18 protein-coding genes and 1 riboswitch are annotated in these 16,439 nt (G+C 46.1%); of the genes, 3 read left to right on the top strand and 15 right to left on the bottom strand.

From position 1 onward, the window contains the following. Positions 1–51: 51 nt before the first annotated feature. From rsmA to I2H74_RS24055, 5 genes are all read right to left on the bottom strand, one after another. Complete coding sequence (gene rsmA, locus I2H74_RS24075) at positions 52–954, bottom strand: 16S rRNA (adenine(1518)-N(6)/adenine(1519)-N(6))-dimethyltransferase RsmA (RefSeq protein ID WP_195576814.1); 903 nt, start codon at positions 952–954, stop codon at positions 52–54. Positions 955–1,046: 92 nt separating this feature from the next. Beyond that, the gene (rnmV, locus tag I2H74_RS24070; RefSeq protein WP_195576812.1) at positions 1,047–1,583 is read right to left on the bottom strand and encodes a ribonuclease M5; all 537 of its coding nucleotides are present in this window, start codon (positions 1,581–1,583) and stop codon (positions 1,047–1,049) included. Between the two features lie 141 nt (positions 1,584–1,724). Next, positions 1,725–2,894, bottom strand: a complete 1,170-nt coding sequence (locus tag I2H74_RS24065; RefSeq protein ID WP_195576810.1) for a 3D domain-containing protein — start codon at positions 2,892–2,894, stop codon at positions 1,725–1,727. A gap of 300 nt (positions 2,895–3,194) precedes the next feature. Continuing rightward, positions 3,195–3,391, bottom strand: a riboswitch (cyclic di-AMP (ydaO/yuaA leader). Between the two features lie 192 nt (positions 3,392–3,583). Further along, on the bottom strand, positions 3,584–4,351 hold the full coding sequence (locus tag I2H74_RS24060) for a TatD family hydrolase (RefSeq protein ID WP_195576808.1): 768 nt from the start codon (positions 4,349–4,351) through the stop codon (positions 3,584–3,586). A gap of 76 nt (positions 4,352–4,427) precedes the next feature. After that, on the bottom strand, positions 4,428–5,720 hold the full coding sequence (locus tag I2H74_RS24055) for an HD domain-containing protein (RefSeq protein WP_195576866.1): 1,293 nt from the start codon (positions 5,718–5,720) through the stop codon (positions 4,428–4,430). A 358-nt stretch (positions 5,721–6,078) separates the two neighbouring features. Here I2H74_RS24055 and I2H74_RS24050 point away from each other — a divergent pair, with 358 nt between their 5' ends. Beyond that, complete coding sequence (locus I2H74_RS24050) at positions 6,079–6,333, top strand: AbrB/MazE/SpoVT family DNA-binding domain-containing protein (RefSeq protein WP_195576806.1); 255 nt, start codon at positions 6,079–6,081, stop codon at positions 6,331–6,333. A 247-nt stretch (positions 6,334–6,580) separates the two neighbouring features. Here the strand turns inward: I2H74_RS24050 and rsmI are convergent, their stop codons facing one another. The 10 genes from rsmI to I2H74_RS24000 form a co-directional block, all read right to left on the bottom strand. Beyond that, the gene (gene rsmI / locus I2H74_RS24045) at positions 6,581–7,477 is read right to left on the bottom strand and encodes a 16S rRNA (cytidine(1402)-2'-O)-methyltransferase (protein ID WP_195576804.1); all 897 of its coding nucleotides are present in this window, start codon (positions 7,475–7,477) and stop codon (positions 6,581–6,583) included. A gap of 2 nt (positions 7,478–7,479) precedes the next feature. Beyond that, a complete protein-coding gene (locus I2H74_RS24040; protein ID WP_195576802.1) occupies positions 7,480–8,238 on the bottom strand; it encodes a tRNA1(Val) (adenine(37)-N6)-methyltransferase in 759 nt (252 codons plus the stop codon). Between the two features lie 111 nt (positions 8,239–8,349). Further along, positions 8,350–8,739 carry a DNA replication initiation control protein YabA gene (gene yabA, locus I2H74_RS24035; protein ID WP_195576800.1) on the bottom strand — a complete coding sequence of 130 codons (390 nt, stop codon included), beginning with the start codon at positions 8,737–8,739 and terminating at the stop codon, positions 8,350–8,352. Between the two features lie 36 nt (positions 8,740–8,775). Further along, entirely contained in the window at positions 8,776–9,576 is an 801-nt protein-coding gene (locus tag I2H74_RS24030; RefSeq protein WP_195576798.1) for a PSP1 domain-containing protein, read from the bottom strand. Beyond that, positions 9,577–10,560 carry a DNA polymerase III subunit delta' gene (holB, locus tag I2H74_RS24025; protein ID WP_195576864.1) on the bottom strand — a complete coding sequence of 328 codons (984 nt, stop codon included), beginning with the start codon at positions 10,558–10,560 and terminating at the stop codon, positions 9,577–9,579. 16 nt (positions 10,561–10,576) lie between these two features. After that, complete coding sequence (locus I2H74_RS24020; protein WP_195576796.1) at positions 10,577–11,020, bottom strand: YaaR family protein; 444 nt, start codon at positions 11,018–11,020, stop codon at positions 10,577–10,579. 30 nt (positions 11,021–11,050) lie between these two features. After that, a complete protein-coding gene (locus I2H74_RS24015; protein ID WP_195576794.1) occupies positions 11,051–11,380 on the bottom strand; it encodes a cyclic-di-AMP receptor in 330 nt (109 codons plus the stop codon). Between the two features lie 107 nt (positions 11,381–11,487). Beyond that, complete coding sequence (tmk, locus tag I2H74_RS24010; RefSeq protein WP_229506168.1) at positions 11,488–12,135, bottom strand: dTMP kinase; 648 nt, start codon at positions 12,133–12,135, stop codon at positions 11,488–11,490. 120 nt (positions 12,136–12,255) lie between these two features. Further along, on the bottom strand, positions 12,256–13,848 hold the full coding sequence (locus I2H74_RS24005; RefSeq protein WP_195576792.1) for an aminotransferase class I/II-fold pyridoxal phosphate-dependent enzyme: 1,593 nt from the start codon (positions 13,846–13,848) through the stop codon (positions 12,256–12,258). A 428-nt stretch (positions 13,849–14,276) separates the two neighbouring features. Beyond that, entirely contained in the window at positions 14,277–14,462 is a 186-nt protein-coding gene (locus I2H74_RS24000) for a sigma factor G inhibitor Gin (protein ID WP_195576790.1), read from the bottom strand. Between the two features lie 230 nt (positions 14,463–14,692). Here I2H74_RS24000 and I2H74_RS23995 point away from each other — a divergent pair, with 230 nt between their 5' ends. Then, on the top strand, positions 14,693–15,217 hold the full coding sequence (locus I2H74_RS23995; RefSeq protein ID WP_195576788.1) for a hypothetical protein: 525 nt from the start codon (positions 14,693–14,695) through the stop codon (positions 15,215–15,217). A 138-nt stretch (positions 15,218–15,355) separates the two neighbouring features. Beyond that, complete coding sequence (locus I2H74_RS23990; protein WP_195576787.1) at positions 15,356–16,225, top strand: SDR family oxidoreductase; 870 nt, start codon at positions 15,356–15,358, stop codon at positions 16,223–16,225. Positions 16,226–16,439: the final 214 nt, after the last annotated feature.

The raw sequence follows: 16,439 nt of genomic DNA, 5'->3' as shown, positions 1-16,439 counted from the left end.
GGAGTCGCATTTGGTGCTTTTTATTTTCAATTTATAGAAAAAGGGTAACGATTAAGAAGCAGAAGGCGAAGGTGGTTGAATCGCTCCAATAGCCTCGCTAAGGCGCGCATACTCTTCAAGCGATAGCGTCTCCCCTCTTCGAGACGGCTCAATGCCTGCGTCCTCTAGCGCTTGCTGCAAAGCTTCTATGCCTAATGCTTGGCCATAACGGGCCTTGAGATTATTCCATATGGTCTTGCGGCGCTGAGCAAAGCTTGCCTGCACAACTTCAAAGAAGCGTGCCTCATCTGAAACCTCTACAGGAGGCATATCCCGAACCTTCAGGCGAATAACCGCTGATTCCACATTCGGCTGTGGAATGAAGACCGTGTGTGGAACCGTGCAGACGATATCCGGCTCACAATAGTATTGAACCGCGACGCTAAGGCTTCCGTACTCCTTGCCTCCTGGTGAAGCTGCCATACGCTCGGCTACTTCCTTTTGAATCATTACTACGATGTTCTTAAGCGGCAGACGCTCCTCAAGAAGCTTCATCATAATAGGCGTCGTTACATAATAGGGCAAGTTGGCAACGACACTGACACGCCCCGTGCCTTGGAACTTCTCCGCGAATAAAGCATGCAGGTCAACCTTCAATACGTCTCCATGAACAACAGATACATTGTCATAAGGCTCCATAACCTCATCTAGAATCGGAATAAGGCGATTATCGATCTCGACCGCCACGACCCGCTCTGCTTGTCTTGCAAGCTGCTCCGTAAGAGCGCCTATGCCGGGACCAATTTCAAGAGCTCCTGTGCGTTCGTCAAGCTCTGCTGCCCCCACAATGCGCCGCATAATGTTCATATCGATCAGGAAGTTTTGACCGAGGCTCTTCTTAAATGAAAATCCATGTTTACGAATAATATCCTTCGTTCTAGAAGGCGTCGCAATATCCATTGCGTGCTGCTTCATACGCGTACCTGCCTTTCTGACTCCATCTACTCATTTATCGTACAGCTTTAACGTATCGTTAAAGGCTTATCCATTCCGTCATAAGGAAAAGGCTAATCCAGCTTGTCCAAGGCTTCCTCAAATTCCTCGCGGGTAATCTGAAACGCTGTGCAGCGCTTCAAAAACTGCTTGGCATTGCAATAGCCGATCCCAAGGATCTCCCCTAGCCTCATACGGCGCTCAGAAGAGCCTGTATGAGCCGTTAGTCCCGCTTCTATAAGATCCCCCCAGGTCAGGGGTTGTCCGGCTGGAGAGGGCATTTCCGTGCGTACATTGGCTAGTGCATGGCGTATCGCCTCAGGCGAAGCATTCTCCACGCCGATATCTCCCTTAGCCAAGGCTTCTTTTTTTGTAATAAAGGCATGCTTGCAGCCTGGAACACGCTGCGCAACAGCCTTGCGAATGCGTTCTCCAGCAAAGTCAGGATCGGTAAATATAATAACGCCCCGACGATCCTGCGCCAGCGCGATTCGTTTAAAGGTCATCTCATTGAGCGCAGATCCACCGGTCTCAATCGTATCTGCGTCCACCGCTCGCTTAATGGCAACCGTATCGTCTCTTCCTTCGACGACTATGACTTCGCGGATCAATGGAACCGCTCCTTTCCTCGCTTTACGAATAAAATACAAAAGAAGAGGGCTTCCCCTCTTCTTAGCATGACATAATTGGTTATGGATTACTATATCATAAAAACACAGCTATTATCTACGCGCTTATCCAACTCGAACCTGTTAGTTTGCCTCAGGCTTAACTGGACCAATCACATATACAGTATTGCCCTTTTTACGACCAAAGCGCTTCACTTGACTGGAGCTATCGAAGTAGATATCCATGATCTTGCCTTTGACTGCTCCCCCCGTATCCTCTGCACGGTAGAAGCCGTAGCCTTCAATATACACCCACCAGCCAAGCGGTACCACATCTGGGTCAACCGCGATCGTACGACCTTCGGTTACTTTCGTTCCGGAGGCTGTTTTGGCACCTGCAGAACCAGGCTGCTCTGTATAAGCAGTAAGCTGCACGTTCGTTAGCTTTTGCTTGTATTTAAAGTTAATACCGTCTTTAGAAACATTGCTAGATGATTTTGAGGATGAGCCCGAGCTTCCTGATGCATTGCGCGTAGCAAGGTTATTCGTGCTTGCAGACAGCACCTGCACCTCTGGCTCCTTCTTCGTTCCATAAGCAACAATCTTATTCACGGTCTTCGCCTGAACCTTCTTCTCTACAAGTTCGGAATGAACCAGTTTACCATCTTGATATGTGTTCTCGATGTTTTGGAGGACAACACCCTGCTGTCCTTGCTGGACAGTCTTTGTCGTACCCTTCTTCATGTCAGCATTCGCCTGCTTCACCGTTTTGAAAGGAACTTTGACTTCTCTTGTCTCCACATCTTTTGTGATGCGCACTACTTTGATCTCCATATCTTTAGAGATCGCTGTACTGTTATCTGGGAATACCTTATCGAGCGGGTTCACGGTTACGTTGAAGCCCTCCAAGGCATTCGATACACGATCTTCTGTCGTATACAGCGTATTGGTCTTGCCATCTACGGTTACCTGTACCGGCTTCGCACGTTTAATGCTTACCGATACGCCATCTTCAAGCTCCGTATCCAACATCATGGATACTTTATCATGTGCCCCTAATGCTATCGCGTGCTCATCCAAAACATCGCGTAGCGTGGACTTGCGTGTCTCTATGGTGTTCTCTTGTCCATCAATGAACAGAGAGACCGTCTTCTTCTGATAACTAAAACCTACTAATACACTTACAAGCGTAATTGCGATAGCAACAACTGCAATTACAGAAACAACACGCATATTTTCATGCTTCCACTTTAATGCGAGCGACTTGCTGGATGATCGGGGATCATGGGGTTCGTTATTCACGAGGTTTCCCATTTCTCGGTCCTCCTTCATAGTCCCGCCGTCGAGAGTTATGCATGATACATCTGACGCGACTATTAAGTATTTTAGTGAAGAACGAGCGTGTGCCTCATGCTGATCTTCACCCCAACACCAGTAATCTTGCTGCCCACCTCCTGTTCTTACAACCTATGAACACATTGTAACCATTATGCTCGTCGCATGGATGCAAGGATCGTAAGCCGTAAAAACACAAAGAAGCCTTCCGCAAGAGGGATCTCTTTCGTGGCTTCTTTCATAGACCCAAACATCATCCAATGTTCAGGGCTCTACACGAGGACCTCTCTCTTTACGCTTGCGAGGTTAGCTGTCGGATTCGGGCTATGAGAGTCGCCCTATCCGAACGGATCGGCTCATGGCTCGATCGTTCGTAATTCACCCCAAGGATACACTCCACAAGCTGCGCGGCACTCGCAACCTGCTTTTGGTTCCCCCGCTCTTCTTTTTAGCAGAAGATTCAGCGTTACTGGTTCGTTGGAACAATATTCAAGTTCATTCGAACTTCTGAGAGAAATCATATCGTGTTTATGACAAAGTTGTAAAGACTTACTCAAAACCGTTATAAGCTAAAAACAATCAAAATAAAACCGAAATACGCCATTTACCAAATAAAACTCATTTAATTATTGTCGTAGGTTAAAATTTCATTAGTTTTTCTCTGTTTTTCATCGTATGTCAAAACATGTAAGTGCATTCGACGTCGTAATTTTGCAAAATTCTTCAAAATCCATGTCTTTTAATCCAGCTCCCATCTCCGCTACAAGACGTACATAAGAGGACTCATTACGCTTCCCGCGGAATGGGTGAGGCGTAAGATAAGGAGAGTCTGTTTCCACTAGCAAACGATCCATCGGAACCTGCTTCAGCACCTCTTTCGGCTGCTTGGCATTTTTGAACGTTACCGGTCCCCCAAAGGAAATATAGAAGCCCATATCCAGACACATTTTGGCTGTCTCCCAGCTGCCCGAGAAGGCATGCATAATGCCGCCAACCTCCTTGGCATTCTCCTCACGCAGAATACGAACAATATCCTCATGGGCTTCCCGATTATGAATGATAATCGGCATTCTAAGGTCACGAGCCAGCCCAATTTGCTCACGGAACACACGCTGCTGCACATCCTTTGGAGAGGTATCCCAGTGATAATCAAGGCCAATCTCCCCGATGGCAACTACCTTCTCATGCTCCGTCAGCTTTGCGATCCAGTCTAGATCGCCTTCCTTCATCGTTATCGCATCAACGGGATGCCAGCCTACAGCCGCATAAATAAACGGATACTTCTCCGCCAGCGCCATCGTAGTCGGAATCGTCTCGCGATTAAAGCCGATATTCACCATTCGTGTTACGCCTTCTTCCACGGCGCGCGCAATCACCTGATCGCGGTCTTCATCAAATGCTTCGTTATCGAGATGGGTATGTGTATCAAAAATCATCTTGCGTTCACTCCTTGTGTCTTCCTGCAGTCCACATCAATCTATGGTTCTCACCACTCATTGCTGCAATGAAATATTATAAATGAGCCTTATCCAGCTTCAAAAGTTCTCTTGCCTCTTTAGAGAGGGAAGCTTGTACCTGCTTTACTTTATCCATTGGGAAATAAATATAGTGCTTGCCTCGGTGCAGCCCGCTGATCGAGCGTACAATATCGGACTTCTTAGACAGTTCTACCAGTTCTTCATCATGATTGGTGAGCAGCATGATGTGCTGAAGGGTGGGCTTATCTCCTGTCCGATACACATCATAAGGCATATCAGTTGGTGCATCAAACCATAGGTCATAAGAAGGATCTAGCCCTGCCTCGGCCCACTGCCTTCTCAGGAAAGCTTTGCGCTCCTCATTCAAATGGTCGACTTCTACATATTTATATAGTCTTCGCTCCATAAATCGCTGGCAAAGCTCTGCTAATCGATCATCCTGCTCTCGCATCCACTGCATAAACATCGTTTGCACAAATGCTTCATCTAATTGTGTGTACGTTGAGGCATTCATCCGATTCTCAAACAAGGCATCCAGAGGAGGCAGAAAATACTGAAACAGATAGCCGCATTGATACAATTCCTTTGCTCTTCGGAAAATTAAACGAAGGAGAAGCTCAGAGCTCCTTGTGACCGGATGGAAATAAACCTGCCAATACATCTGGTAGCGACTCATAAGATAATGCTCCACCGCATGCATGCCGCTTTCCTTGACCACAATCCGCCCCTGGTAAGGACGTAAGACCCGAAGGATCCGATCCAAATCAAAGGTGCCATAATGAACACCTGTATAATAGGCATCACGAAGCAAGTAGTCCATCCGATCTGCATCCAATGGTCCGGTTACAAGATTCACAACGATCGGGTGCGGATGCGTCTTTTGAATCACGGATGCAACCTGTTCGGGGAAGTCTGCACTCACCTGCTCAAGTACGCTTCGAATGTGAGTATCTTCTAATAAAATGCGGCATGTCCAGTCTTCATGATGAACCTGAAAGGCATCTTCTATGGAATGAGAGAAGGGACCATGCCCCACATCGTGAAGCAGCGCTGCGCACAAGGCTACAAGCCGGTCTTCCGCCGACCACTCCTCCATATGATGGCGCTCAAACTGAGAAACAATCCGTCTTGTAATCTCATATACTCCAAGAGAATGAGAGAACCGGCTGTGTTCTGCCCCATGAAAGGTCAAATAAGAGGTGCCGAGCTGCCTTATTCTGCGTAATCGTTGAAATTCCCTCGTGTTGATCAGATCCCATATTGTCCGGTCTTGAACATGTACATAATTGTGTACGGGATCCTTAAATACCTTTTCTTCCCTTAACATCATAAATTCCCCTCCTATCCATGTAAAATAATTGAATATATGTTCATTACCTCTTACCAATTCGACAAATTTCCGACACGAAAATCATGAATGTCGAATAAACAATTAATGGGTATTCTTGCTATATATCCTTGATAAAAACTTCCACTGCTGTTCAAACATGATAGTTCTTACCTGAATAAAGCATAAAAAACACGTAAAAACAAGAACATTCTATGAAAACAACCATAAATTAACACACAATCTCGTGCTTTTACTAGTTGACGAATATGGGAATGGTTGGTACGATATATACCAGCAAACATAGAATTTTGTCGAATCATGACATATCTAAGCATAAAGAGGAGAGCGATGATTTATGATGAAATCTACAGGTATCGTCCGTAAGGTTGACGAGCTTGGTCGTGTCGTTATTCCGATTGAATTACGCCGCACGCTTGGCATCGGAGAGAAAGACGCACTTGAAATTTACGTAGACGGCGAGCGCATTATGCTCAAGAAATATGAGCCAGCTTGTATCTTCTGCGGCAATGCAGAAAACGTTACATACTTCAAAGGAAAAATTGTTTGTTACGAATGTATTTCAGAAATCCCACAACCTGTGACAAAATAAGAAAAATAGGTTATAATAATTTTACTTACATCTGTTAATTCTAACCTTTTTCATATCTTCCTTTTGCCTTTATGGTTATGAACCCAACCATAGAGGTCTTTTTTTTACCATCCTATAATGGCTATAGGGGATAATCACAAGACTTATCCCCTTTTATTCCTCTTATTTTTTCCTATCATGCTCTGCTTAACCAACCTTTATTCCATTTTGGAACATATACCCGTTTTTGTTTTTCACAAGCTGAAACCTATTCTTCCAGCAATGCCTGGTAAATATCCCTTTTGGATACACCACGATCCTTCGCCGCTGCCTTCATCGCATCTTTGCGTGAAAGCCCATCCTGCTCTTCATAATGCTCCACATGATCGTGAATGGAATAGCTGTTCCACCATATGGCGTCCGGCTCTTGAAGCCTCATCTCTTCCGATATGCCTTCTAGCACTAACACACATTCACCAAGCGGAGCATGATCCGATAGGTAGCCTAAGCATTCCGTGATGCTGCCTCGGATGAACTGCTCGTAGCGCTTCGTTAATTCACGGGCAAGCACAACCTGACGATCTCCAAGCACCTCAAGCATTCGCTCCAACGTCTTTACGACACGGTGAGGAGATTCATAGAGCATGATACTGCCCCGCTCCAGCTTAAAGGAGAGCAGCGCTTCTTCCATACGCTTGCGGTCTCTAGGCAGAAAGCCTACGAATAAAAATCGCTCGGTGCTTAGCCCAGAAGCAATAAGGGCGCTTAGCGCCGCATTCGCCCCTGGAATCGGGATTACAGCGATGCCTGCATCGATGGCAAGCCGTACAAGCTCTGCGCCTGGGTCAGAGATTGCTGGCAAGCCTGCATCAGACACAAGCGCAATCGATTGCCCCTCCTCCATAAGACGTACAAGCTCTGGGCCGCTTGACCATTTATTATGCTCATGATGGCTGTACAGCTTTTTTCCCTGTATATCAAAATGAGACAGAAGCTTCCTCGTCTCTCTTGTATCCTCAGCAGCAATAATCTCTACCTCTTGCAAGATTCTTACCGCGCGATAGGTCATATCCTCAAGGTTGCCGATTGGTGTCGCCACAAGATAAAGCTTCCCTGCCTTATCCTGAGAACTTATCTCATAACTACTTTGCACATTCCATGTCATTGTTAATTCCCCAATTCCGTTTCTTCTCCATAGTAAATATCCATTAATTCCTGACAATACTCATTATTGTTATTATAAACGAATAATGGCGGCAGCAAACGAACGTCTGGCTTCCCATCTCTGATGGCTTCGACAAGCACCATATTCGCTTCTGCCCCCTCCTTGGGATGGACAAATCGGATGCGTTTAGGCTCTAAGCGATAAACCCTCATCAGGCTAATAATATCGACAAGGCGAGAAGCACGATGAACCATCGCTACTCTTCCTCCCGTCTTCGTTAGCCTTGCACAGGTTTGGATCACATCCTCGAGCGTGCATCCTATTTCATGACGAGCCATGGCAAAGTGCTCATTCTCCTTAATATCCCCCGTTGTTAGCGGCATATAAGGAGGGTTAACGGTAATCAAGTCATAGTAAGGCCTGCTTCCTTCTGGAATAAACGTTTTGAGATCGCCTTCAATGATCTGGACCTGCTCTGATAAATTATTTAGCTCCACACTTCGCCTCGCCATGTCCGCAAGCCTAGGTTGAATTTCAATGCCTTCAATTGAGGCCTCGGTTCTTGTTGTCAGAAGCAAAGGAATGACCCCATTGCCTGTACATAGATCAAGAATACGTCCCCGCTTCGGAACTTTAGGGAATCTTGCAAGCAGTACTGCATCTATTGAGAAGCTGAATACCTCCTCGCTCTGAATGATCTTAAGCTCATGGGTAAGCAGATCATCCAAGCGCTCTGAAAGGTGTAAGGTTACCTTTGACATGCCTTGGCATTCTCCTTTGCATTGATTCGACTAAGCATCTATTTTGATCGATATCGCAATAAATACGACAAAGCCGTAGACAGGGAAAATATTCCTCGCCTACGGCATCTGTTATTTATTGAGGAAGGAGAGGCAGAATAAGCAATCTCCTTCGGTTCTTAAGTGACCGTAATACACGTTGCAAATATGAAATCCCTCATGATACAGTCTAGCTAAGTTATCGTAACCTTCACCAACCGTACTGCCCGGCTCTGCATCATTAGGCATTGCTTCAGCCTCTTTCGAATCATACTCGCTCTTGGCGTCCGTTTCGGAATGCTGCTCTTGTAATGGATTTTCCAATTGGAGCACTTTGCGCAGCTGCTGATTTTCCATCATAAGGCGCTGATTCTCCTCCAGCAGCTCCTTAACCACCTGCTTGAGCGTTCCGATTTCTTGGTGAAGGTCTCCCATATTAGCTTCTAAATCATGAAATTGTGCAAATATATTTTTCTTCTCCAAGTTCCCACCCCAGAGTCCATTCGGATGTCGTAGTGACTATTTCACGACTACATCGTCAAATAGCAATTCCTTCACTTTACCAAGCTCAAACAGCTGTACGTGCACTTTCCGTTCTCCGTTGTTCAAACCAACGACCTTGCCTTCTCCATAAGAGGTTACAACCAACTTGCCGACCGATGGCAATTCTTCTTTTACACTTTCATAATTGTCGTGCTCATACTTCAAGCAGCACATTAAGCGGCCGCAAAGTCCCGATATCTTGGTAGGATTAAGGGATAAGTTCTGGTCTTTCGCCATCTTGATGGATACCGGTTCAAAATCACCCAGCCAGGAAGAGCAGCATAGCACTCGGCCGCAAGGGCCAATCCCTCCGAGCATCTTGGCCTCATCCCGCACCCCGATCTGTCTAAGCTCGATTCGAGTACGAAATACACTAGCCAAGTCCTTAACGAGCTCTCGGAAGTCCACTCTACCTTCTGCTGTAAAGTAAAAAATAATTTTGTTCCGGTCAAATGTATACTCTACATCGACAAGCTTCATCTTCAATTGATGAGTCCGAATCTTGTCCAAACAAATACCAAGGGCATCCTTGGCCGCTTGGCGGTTATTCTCTACCAGCTGTCCATCCACATCTGTTGCGATCCGAATAACCTTCTTCAGTGGAAGCACCACATCATGCTCGCCGACCGTCTTGGGACCGATGACGACTTTGCCGTATTCGATGCCGCGCGCCGTTTCGACGATCACATGCTGGTCCTTCTGGACCGGCCAATCGACCGGGTCGAAATAATAGATTTTGCCCGCTCTCTTAAAACGGACGCCGACTACATTATACAATTAAGTACCTCCTTGCATTCCAACCAGAAACTGCTCCAGTGCCAGCTGCGGGCTTACATTCGCGCGCATGCGCTTCTCAGCCTCTATCGCAAGCTGCATGCACGATACCCAGCCTTCCGCTGTTCTCGTCCATGCCATCTTCTTCATCGTCTCTTGCTGATCGATGAATACGAGACTGTCCTGTCGGTTCAATTGGTAATTCAGCATATCTCTAAACCAGAGATGAAACAAGCGAAAGAGCATGTCCACATGCTCCGCAAGTCCCGTCTTGAATACATTCTGTTGTGCCAATAGAAGTGCCGAGGATAGACTCGCTCCGCACTCCTTTCCTAATTGTATCATTACGTTTCTCAGTTCTGCAAACCAATTCTGTTGGCACAATTCCCTGCTGGCATCCAATCCATTTACAATTTGAACGGCAGCACGTGCTAAGGTCAGAGATACGCCCTCTTCAACGAGTTTATCGCATATTTCGGTGGAATGAAGAGGCGTGAAAGGTACCCATTGGGAGCGTGAAATGATTGTTGGAAGCATCGCTTGTCCGTTGTCGGCAAGGAGTATCGCAACAGTCGGACTCGTCGGCTCCTCTAAAAATTTGAGCAGGCTGTTGGCTGCTTGCACCGTCATCTTGTCAGCCTGCTTCATAATATAGACTTTTCGGCCGTCAGATGAAGCGGTCCGATAGGAGAATTCCCGCTGCAGTTCACGAATCTGATCTATTTTAATCGTTTGTCCTTCAGGCTCAATAATCTGGACATCTGCATGATTGCCATGATTGATCTTACGGCAAGACAAGCACTCGTCGCAGCAATCATCCTCAAGCTTCTCGCAGAATAGCGCCTTTGTGAAGGTTAAGGCCGTTTGAAGCTTGCCTGTTCCTACTGGACCGCTAAATAGATAGGCATGTGAAATCTTGTCTGCCCTAAGACCGTGCTGTAGTATCTTCTTGGCTTGCTGCTGACCAAGAATGTGTTGAAACGACATATTCACCGTTACCTTTCTAGAAGGTCAGGTTAATCAGCATTCCCCGGATTTCCCCGACCTTGTTGAGCAAATCAATCTTTCCCTGTTCGGTCTGAAGTAATTCATCAGCAAGCGCAAGCAATACCTCATCAATCTCTTCGACCAGACGATAGCGTCTGCTGCGTCCACGGCGGTCCCAGCCGCGAGTGTCCTTAATCCCTACGCCTCGGCGAACCGTATCCTCCAAGAAGCGCTTCACCATCGTTTTATACAAATGAAGCTCTCGTATCGTCATCGATCTCGCGAGGCGATCACCTTGCTGATGAATATCCCGAAGCCGCTGCTGCAGCTGCTCATTCGAGGCGTCTCGATCCTGCTGCTGCATCATATCTGCGAATGATTTTGACGTGACCGGCTTTGCAACGGGATCGCCCACACGCAGATCCGGTCCCATGGGGCGAAAGCCCGGATTAATTTTCACCGATCATCACCCTGCCTTAATTTATTTTTGTTAAAAGTGTTCGAATCGATCAACTGGAAGGACAAAGACAGTCGCACCGCCTACTTGCACCTCAACAGGCAGCGGAATATACGAATCTGTAGAGCCGCTCATTGGCGTAACCGGCGTTACCAGCTGGTCTCTTACTTTACAGTTCGTCCGAATAAGCTCTAGTACGTCGTCCACTTGTTCATCATCGACACCAATCATAAAGGTCGTGTTGCCTGCACGTAGGAATCCGCCCGTACTTGCGAGCTTTGTCGCGCGGTATTCGGCTTTGACCAATGCATGACTCAAACGATTGCTATCCTTGTCCTGTACAATGGCTACAATTAATTTCATGCCGTATTCCTCCTCACGTCATATGGTGATGTCTGGGATCAAGTTCTATGAACCTTATGATTCTAAGCATTCGTGAATAAATAGAACTTATACCCTTTAATTATACATCATTTGCCCAAAATCCTTGTTTTTTCGCGTAAAATGTCTATCATTTGCTTCACAATCTCTTCTTTGCTTACCGAAGCATCAATAAGCTGAATGCGATCCGGATGCTTGGAAGCAAGACGCTTATATCCTTCTCGTACTTTTAAATGGAAGGACATCGATTCCTGATCGAGTCGATTCAGCTCACGACTGTCATTGGCATTGATTCGAGCAAGACCAACCACGGGGTTGAGGTCAAGCCAGAACGTCAGCTCAGGTACCGTCTCCTGTACGGCAAAGGCGTTAATCTCTTCTACAGCGTCCATGCCAAGGCCTCTTGCAAATCCTTGGTACACAAGACTACTGTCTACAAAACGATCACATAATACGATATTACCCTCTTTTAGCGCCGGTATAACCTTTTCAACCAGATGCTGCCTTCTTGCAGCCGCATACAGAAGAGCTTCCGTTCTCGGATCCATTGAGGTATGGCTTGTATCCAAGATGACATCCCGGATGCGTTCTGCGATCGGAATACCGCCTGGCTCTCTTGTTACTAATACGTTTACGCCAAGCTCCTCCAACTGCTGCTTCAGCAAAGCGATCGCCGTAGTCTTGCCTGCCCCTTCGCCTCCTTCAAACGTGATAAATGTCCCGGTAGTAGACATCATATTCCATCTATCCCTTCTAGGTTCCTACCCTTATCTTTTCCAATACATCCGTGTTCGTCATGCCCTTTATCTTGTTCGTCATTTAAAACTTGAAGACGTACCGTCGTACGGATTTCACGCCTAATCATTCTTCTCATACACTCTCAACGAGCGAAGGCTTGTATCCATTACTTCCTGACACTTGGCACCCGCATTTGCTAATTGCTTTAGCAGCGCGATATGGCGCTCTGTTAACGTCTCGCCTTGAATAATCAAGGGGATGCCTGGCGGATATGGTACGACCGGCTCAGCAGCCTCGTAGCCCGCAATCTCATCGACAGGGAGCGTCATGACATTTCGCTCATCCTCATATAGCGAGAACGTTATTGGAGCCGTTACCTTTAGTCTCGAAAATACGGATTGATTATGTATCGAGCTAAAATCCATTTCCTTTGATTGTAACATATCTTTACATGCGAGAAGAGCTTCTTCGCTATCCCTAACCTTGAAATCGGTTGATGAAATTGCTGAGATTGGATGGATATTCTCTAATTGCTTCAGCGCTTGAAGAACCTTTTCCGCCTCATGACAGGTATCCGCAAGAGTCAGGATAAGAACGACGTATTGGAGGTCTGCCATCTCAGCCACACAGCCTGCCTTCTGCAATTGCTCCAGCAGATGATAACCGCTCCAGTGCCCTGTGCGATCCCATATTACAAGCTTGAAGGGATCCCATGTGTCGCAGCCATTGTAGCTTCCAGATTCCATTGTTATGTCCTTAGTGACCACGCCCCATAACGGTTTATTATGCAGCGCCTCTCTTATCTGGTTCACAGCCTTTAAGCCCTCTTCAAATAACGCTGAACCTGACTCCTCAATCCAAAGGCGACTAAGATCAAGGGAAGCGAGCAATGGATAGGACGGGCTCGAGCTTTGAATCATCGTAAGAATCTTTTTGAGTCTCTTTCGCTGAACAAGATTTCCCTGTACATGCAGCATCGCACTCATGGTCATGCTCGCAAGCATCTTATGTGTCGATTGAATGACGAGATCAGCCCCTGCTTGAAGCGCTGACTGGGGAAGCTTCGGATGGAATCCATAATGAGCTCCATGGGCCTCATCAACGATCAGCGGCACGCCATATTGATGAGCAAGCTCAGCCAATGGCTTAAGTTCAATCCCCATGCCATAATAATTCGGATTGCACACAAATACAGCCTTTGCCTCTGGATAGCGCTCCAGCGCCTCTTGTATGACATCTACAGAAGGGCCGCTTACAAGTCCTGTCTTCTTATCTTCTCTTGAGCTGACAAACACTGCGCGTGCTCCTGCCATCCGCAGCCCGTTCAGTACAGATTTGTGGACGTTACGCTGCACGATGATCAGATCCCCCTGCTTCATGCAGCAAGCAAGAATAGAGGCAATATTGCCTACTGTACTTCCCCCTATGAGAAAGTGAGTCTCCTCTGACCCAAAGCATGCCGCTGCAAGCTCCTGAGCCTCTTTTATTGCCTCCTCCGGCTGATGGAGATCATCTGTCCCCTCCACCTCAGTAACATCATATTGCAGCAGATCACCGAACCGACGATAAGCATCCTCATATGCATTGTAAAATTGAGCTTTCTCTCGATAGACAGCACCATCTTTATGACCTGGCACATGCATCGATACCTGTCCCTTTTGGTTATATGTTAGTAGAGCATCCATAATCGGTGCTCGAGAGTTTTTTTTCATTCCATATCACCCTATTTCTAATATCCTACTATTGTAACGGAATCGTACATGACATTCAGCTTTATTTCGCTCTTCATGCGTCTTTTATCTGACCATGTCGAGTTAATCTGCTTCTCGTCTTCATGGCTTCATCGCATACCAAAAAGAGCCCCGAAGGGCTCTAACCATATACGGTTTTGCTTCCTATGAAGATATCGCTTTGAATCGCCATCACTTGGTAAGCCATTCCGCTAGAAACATTCAACTTGAATACAAATTACAGGTTGTAAGGGATAATGGATTATTTTTATATTGTTATTACTCGAAAAATACTTCTGCCGTCTGATGATTTGTTTGTTTCCAAGAGATTGCAGGGTATACCATCGTTATGTTGGAGTTAATTTTGCAATTCATGCCTTACATCATCATTACAAATCAGAGATGTGCCGTTATGCATGAAGTTTCAACCAGAGACGCTTAAGCTGGTCAATGAAAAAAGGATACTTTGCATCTTTTACATCCGTATGAACCATTTCTTGCTCGCAATCCAAACAAATGAATTGGTCAACAACGACAATGCCATCTGCCTTCTCTTCACTGCATACGATACAGCGCTGCTTTGCATCATGTTCCATGACCATCCCGCCTTTACTTCTATTTTAATCCTAGTATGTCCATTTCATAGAGCGATTAAACCACTTTCATAGATTATTTTCAAATAGTTGATGTATTGTATGCAAGTGGTTCCGGGCAGGTGTATGTACACTTCATGGGCGTTCATTTTTGCTTTGGCTATCTTCAATCTATTTTCCTGTAAGCCGATATATATTTTACCGAGGTACTCATAGAGAGGAGCATCTTCTTCATGCCAGCGAGTGCGGAACGAACCTACTATCAATACCAGCTATTGAAAAAAATAAACTTTAATAGGTTCACTTTAATTCTATACGTTGCTTTTGCCGTATTCGGTGTTGGAGCAGCATTATGGTCAAGCTCAATTGCAGGGATTCTCTATGCATTCTTAGCTTGGAGCATCATGATCTGGATTCATTATGTGATCGCTCGTTCCCTGTTCATCATGGATCGTTATACGTATAAAAAGCGCTGGGGTTTTCAATTCAAGCTGCCCTGGATTGGGTTTCTCCCTCTGCCGCAGCAGTATATTAGTGACAGATATATGCGAAAAGTCAATCTTCACACACTCGTCATTGGCCTTATTATCATTTTGATCCTGATGCCATGGCTACCTATCGGCTTCAGCCTCCAGTTTATATTCTGGCACATATGGCTGCTCATTCCGAGGCTTTACGTGACGATTGCAGTCCTTTCTATCTCAGAGGACAAGCTCCTTAAGATTCAACCGCATCAATGTTTGATTTATAAAGCATGATCCATCTATACATCCACCCTAATTTGGAAGGGTGGATTTTTGTTATTTGGGCAATGTTAACATTATTCGATTGGAAATGAAATCTCGCTGTGTTGGTTTTCTAACCCATCACACAGGAGAAGTGAAAGGAGTTTAAGCATGTCATCTGAGCAAAAGTCACAAACTGTCCCCCCGCAGCACCAGAACCAGCAGCCTGGGCTTGAATCAGAAATGAATCCACATCCTAAATTTCAAGGTAAACAATTCCGGCCTGGAGGTAAACTCACCAATAAAGTTGCCGTCATTACCGGTGGAGACAGCGGCATTGGACGGGCTGTTGCTGTCGCCTTTGCCAAAGAAGGTGCTGACGTTGCAATCATCTATTTAAATGAAGACAGTGATGCTGCCATGACTAAGGCGTGTATCGAGGAGCAAGGGCGTCGATGCCTGTTGATTGCAGGAGATATTGGCGATGAGGCATTCTGCCAGCAAGCTATTCAGCAAACGATGCAGGACCTTGGGCATATTCATATTCTTGTCAATAACGCTGCCGAACAGCATCCTCAACAGCGCATCGAGGACATAACGGTCCAGCAATTAGAGCGTACCTTCCGTACAAATATATTTGCCATGTTCTATCTTGTCAAAGCGGCAATGCCCCAACTCACCCAGCATAAAGGTGTAATCATCAATACGGCCTCAGTTACAGCTTACAAAGGAAGTGCTAATCTGCTCGACTACTCCTCCACAAAAGGAGCAATCGTGGCCTTTACACGTTCCTTGTCTGCCAACCTTATTAAGGATGGCATCCGTGTAAACGGCGTGGCGCCAGGGCCTATCTGGACGCCGCTCATTCCCTCTACAGCGGAGGCAAATCAGGTCAGCCAATTCGGCAGTGACGTGCCAATGAAGCGACCAGGACAGCCAGAGGAGCTCGCTCCAGCCTATGTATACTTGGCGAGTGAGGATTCCTCCTATGTAACAGGGCAGATCATTCATATTAACGGTGGGGAAATCGTTAACGGATAAAGGTAATAAGCGTAAAACAACAGATCTCTTGTAACCTTCTATGCTGAAGAAGGGGATCTTAATTGAATGATTCTAATCCGAAATAGACATAGTGGTAATAGCCCTTGAACAAAGCAATGGCTTTGTTCAAGAAGCTCTACATCAAAGGAATTTTAAGACGAGTAAATAAAAAACATAAAGAAAAACCCACTGACTTGTGTCAGTGGGCTGTTCC

Origin of the sequence: Paenibacillus sp. 1001270B_150601_E10 (assembly GCF_015558675.1) — a bacterium.
Classification (GTDB): Bacteria; Bacillota; Bacilli; order Paenibacillales; family Paenibacillaceae; genus Paenibacillus_B.
Note: the sequence above shows the minus strand (reverse complement) of the source record. Positions and strands in the feature narration are given on the sequence as shown.

Excerpts from the sequence above, each read along its gene's own strand:
- holB (WP_195576864.1), bottom strand. The coding sequence starts at position 10,560 with ATGTCGTTTCAACACATTCTTGGTCAGCAGCAAGCCAAGAAGATACTA.
- I2H74_RS24065 (WP_195576810.1), bottom strand. The coding sequence starts at position 2,894 with ATGGGAAACCTCGTGAATAACGAACCCCATGATCCCCGATCATCCAGC.
- I2H74_RS24050 (WP_195576806.1), top strand. The coding sequence starts at position 6,079 with ATGATGAAATCTACAGGTATCGTCCGTAAGGTTGACGAGCTTGGTCGT.
- I2H74_RS24015 (WP_195576794.1), bottom strand. The coding sequence starts at position 11,380 with ATGAAATTAATTGTAGCCATTGTACAGGACAAGGATAGCAATCGTTTG.
- I2H74_RS23990 (WP_195576787.1), top strand. The coding sequence starts at position 15,356 with ATGTCATCTGAGCAAAAGTCACAAACTGTCCCCCCGCAGCACCAGAAC.
- rsmI (WP_195576804.1), bottom strand. The coding sequence starts at position 7,477 with ATGACATGGAATGTGCAAAGTAGTTATGAGATAAGTTCTCAGGATAAG.
- rsmA (WP_195576814.1), bottom strand. The coding sequence starts at position 954 with ATGAAGCAGCACGCAATGGATATTGCGACGCCTTCTAGAACGAAGGAT.
- I2H74_RS24000 (WP_195576790.1), bottom strand. The coding sequence starts at position 14,462 with ATGGAACATGATGCAAAGCAGCGCTGTATCGTATGCAGTGAAGAGAAG.
- I2H74_RS24055 (WP_195576866.1), bottom strand. The coding sequence starts at position 5,720 with ATGTTAAGGGAAGAAAAGGTATTTAAGGATCCCGTACACAATTATGTA.
- tmk (WP_229506168.1), bottom strand. The coding sequence starts at position 12,135 with ATGATGTCTACTACCGGGACATTTATCACGTTTGAAGGAGGCGAAGGG.
- I2H74_RS23995 (WP_195576788.1), top strand. The coding sequence starts at position 14,693 with ATGCCAGCGAGTGCGGAACGAACCTACTATCAATACCAGCTATTGAAA.
- I2H74_RS24060 (WP_195576808.1), bottom strand. The coding sequence starts at position 4,351 with ATGATTTTTGATACACATACCCATCTCGATAACGAAGCATTTGATGAA.
- I2H74_RS24040 (WP_195576802.1), bottom strand. The coding sequence starts at position 8,238 with ATGTCAAAGGTAACCTTACACCTTTCAGAGCGCTTGGATGATCTGCTT.
- I2H74_RS24005 (WP_195576792.1), bottom strand. The coding sequence starts at position 13,848 with ATGAAAAAAAACTCTCGAGCACCGATTATGGATGCTCTACTAACATAT.